This is a genomic window from Hydrogenivirga sp. 128-5-R1-1 (assembly GCF_000171895.1).
Map to the genome: position 1 here is coordinate 1 of NZ_ABHJ01000077.1, position 3,259 is coordinate 3,259.

Annotated in this window: 2 protein-coding genes and 1 pseudogene; all 3 read left to right on the plus strand. The window is 30.5% G+C overall.

Going from position 1 to position 3,259, the window contains the following annotated elements; all coding sequences use genetic code 11:
- Positions 1-191: pseudogene (locus HG1285_RS19790) on the plus strand (secretion protein HlyD); the annotation flags it as partial.
- On the plus strand, positions 192-1,805 hold the full coding sequence (locus tag HG1285_RS05195) for an ATP-binding cassette domain-containing protein (protein WP_008288456.1): 1,614 nt from the start codon (positions 192-194) through the stop codon (positions 1,803-1,805).
- Between the two features lie 62 nt (positions 1,806-1,867).
- On the plus strand, positions 1,868-3,259 hold a 1,392-nt coding region (locus HG1285_RS05190; protein ID WP_008288457.1), incomplete at its 3' end, for an ATP cone domain-containing protein.

A 3,259-nucleotide genomic window follows, 5' to 3' on the forward strand; every position in this document is an offset into this window, starting at 1 on the left:
TTTCAAAAAGGGCAGAGTTTACACCAAAAGAAGTAGCCGTTAAAGAGGATAGAATTCAGAGGGTTTATGCGGTTCATTTAAAACCTATAAAACCAAATCCACTGCTGAAACTTGGTCTTCCAGCAGTTGGAGTTATTTCTTTGGATGGGAAAGGACTTCCAAAAAGTTTAAAAGAATTACCGGAATTATAAATGCCTACTTTAAGAGTAGAAAACATAACTGTCAGATATAAGAAAAAAATAGGAATAAAAGAAGCTTCATTAGAAGCAAGAGAAGGTGAAATCATAGGCTTTATTGGACCTGATGGGGCTGGGAAAAGCTCTCTAATGCATGCTGTTGCAGGTGTAATTAGATTTGAAGGTGAAATTACATATAGGGGATATACATACCATTCCCCAAAAGAAGCAGAAAAAGTAAAACCTTATATAGGTTTTATGCCTCAAGGAATTGGGCTTGTTTTATATCCACTTTTAACGGTAAAAGAACATCTGGATTTTTTCACGGCAATACGGAATATAAAAAAAGATAAAGAGTACTGGCAGTATAGAGAAAAACTTTTGAAAATGGCAGGACTTTACGAATTTCAAGACAGGCAAGCAAGACATCTTAGTGGTGGAATGCAGCAAAAACTTTCTTTAATATGTACGCTAATTCACAGACCAAAACTTCTTATTCTTGATGAACCAACAACTGGAGTTGACCCACTCAGTAGAAGGGAGCTTTGGGAAATTATTGATGGTATGAGGAAAAAAGAAGGAATAATTGCTCTAATAAGTACTGGATATATGCAGGAAGCAGAGAAAATGGATAAAGTTTTATTGTTTGACGACGGGCAAATAATAGCAAAAGGAACAGCAAGCCAGTTAAAAAATTCTATTAAAAAATATACATATGCTGAAACTTCTTGCAAAGAGCTTTGTTTTTCATTTAACGGAAAAACATATTCTTTAAAACCATTAAATACAAGGCATGTAGACCCAGACCTGGAAGGGATGTTTTTTGTAAATGTTTTAAAAAAATATAAAAATATACCTGAAATTAAAATTGATGAAAGAGAAAGTAAGGTTAAAGTTCCTGAAATTGTTATAGAAACAAAAGGTATAACAAAAAGGTTTGGAAGTTTTGTGGCAAATGACCATATAGACCTGATTATAAAAAAAGGTGAAATAGTAGGACTGCTTGGACCAAATGGTGCAGGTAAAACTACATTAATAAAAACAATTTTAGGTCTTTATCCTATAGATGAGGGTAGCCTTAAAATTCTTGGGAAAGAGATAAAAAGCTATAAAGATAGATTACAGTTAAAAAGTAAAATAGGGTATGTAAGCCAAAAGTTTGCCCTTTATAAAGACATGACAATAAGAGAAAATTTAATTTATTTTGCAAACATGCACAAAATATCTGCCACAAAAGCATTAAAAAGAATAAATAAGCTTGCAGAAAGTCTTAGATTTAAAGAATATATGGATTATCTTCCATCTGAACTACCTCTTGGAATAAATCAAAGATTCTCAGTTGCAGCTGCACTTATACATGAACCTGTCATTTTATTTTTAGATGAACCTACAAGTGGAGTTGATGCAGTTGCAAGAGCTCAGCTTTGGAAATTACTTCATCAGCTAAAAGAAAAATGGGGAATATCAATTTTAATAACAACACATTATATGAGCGAAGCAGAGTTTTGCGATAGAGTTGTGCTGTTAAAAAAAGGCAGGAAGGTTATAGATGATACCCCACAAAATTTACATAAAAGGTATCCACATGCAAAGAGTTTTGAAGATATATTTATTAAATTCTATGAATAAACTTTGCATTTTATTCTTTTCATTATTATGTTTATATTTAAAATTTATCCTGGAGCTCCAAAATGCTGAAGAAAATCATTAAAAGAGATGGAAAAGTAGTTGATTTTATTCCAGAGAAAATACAAAACGCAATATTTAAAGCTATGCTTTCAGTAGGAAAACCAGATGTAAAACAGGCAAAAGAATTAACAAAAAAAGTTATTGAAAAATTAGAGGAAAGCTTAAAAGAAAAACAAATTCCTACAGTTGAACAGGTTCAAGATATTGTAGAACAGGTTTTGATAGAAAAAGGACTGTCAAAGGTTGCAAAATCTTATATTTTATACAGACAAAAAAGAGCAGAAATAAGGAGAGAAAAACAACAGATTTTAAATAAAAAAGAGTTAGATGAAATAGATAAAAAATTTGATATAAACGCACTTCAAGTTCTTGCTTCAAGATATTTAGCAAAAGATATAAACGGGAGAATAGTAGAATCTCCAAAAGAACTTTTTGAACGAGTAGCTATTCATACAACAATACCATCTATACTTTATGATGAGAAAGTTTTTTCTAAGAAAAAGTTAAAAAATAAACAAAAAGACGAAGAAATAAATGAAAAAGAATTTACTGGTTTAAAAATAGGTAAATACAGTTTAAATCAATACCATATTGAAGGATTAATAAGAGTTTATAAAAGGTTAAACAAAGAAAAACATATGAAAAAATCTTTATCTGAAATAATAAAAATGATAAAAAAAGGGCAGTTTAATGAATATGAAAAAGAAATAGAAGATTATTTTTATTTAATGACAGATAAAAAATTTATGCCAAATACTCCTGTTTTAGTAAACTTTGGCAGACCCCTTGGAATGGGAATGGCATGTTTTGTTCTGGATATAGAAGACTCTTTAATTTCTATTATGGAAACATTAAAAAATGCAGCTCTTATATTTAAAGCTGGAGGAGGATGTGGATATAATTTTTCAAAATTAAGGCCAAAAGGTGATTATATAAGTACAACAAATGGAAGGAGTTCAGGACCAATTGCTTTTATGACTTTATACGACAAAATGACCGAGGTTATAAAACAGGGAGGGGTCAGGAGAGGAGCAAATATGGGAATTTTAGACTCTGACCATCCTGACATTGAAGAGTTTATAACTGCGAAAAAAGAGAATAAACAGCTGACTAATTTTAATATATCTGTTTTTTTAAAAGAAGATTTTTGGAATTATTATAAAAAAAATAAGCCATATCCATTAATAAATCCAAGAGATGGAAAAGTATGGAAATATATAAATCCAAAAGCATTATTTAATATGATAGTTTATAGAGGATGGGAGTCTGCAGAGCCGGGACTGCTTTTTGATGACAATATAAATAAATACAATCCATTACTTAAACATTTTGGAAAAATATATGCCACAAACCCATGCGGAGAAGTTGTTTTATATCCTAATGAAAGTTGTGAT

What these genes read in the sequence shown, in the direction of transcription:
- HG1285_RS05195 (WP_008288456.1), top strand. Translation starts at nt 192, where the DNA reads ATGCCTACTTTAAGAGTAGAAAACATAACTGTCAGATATAAGAAAAAA.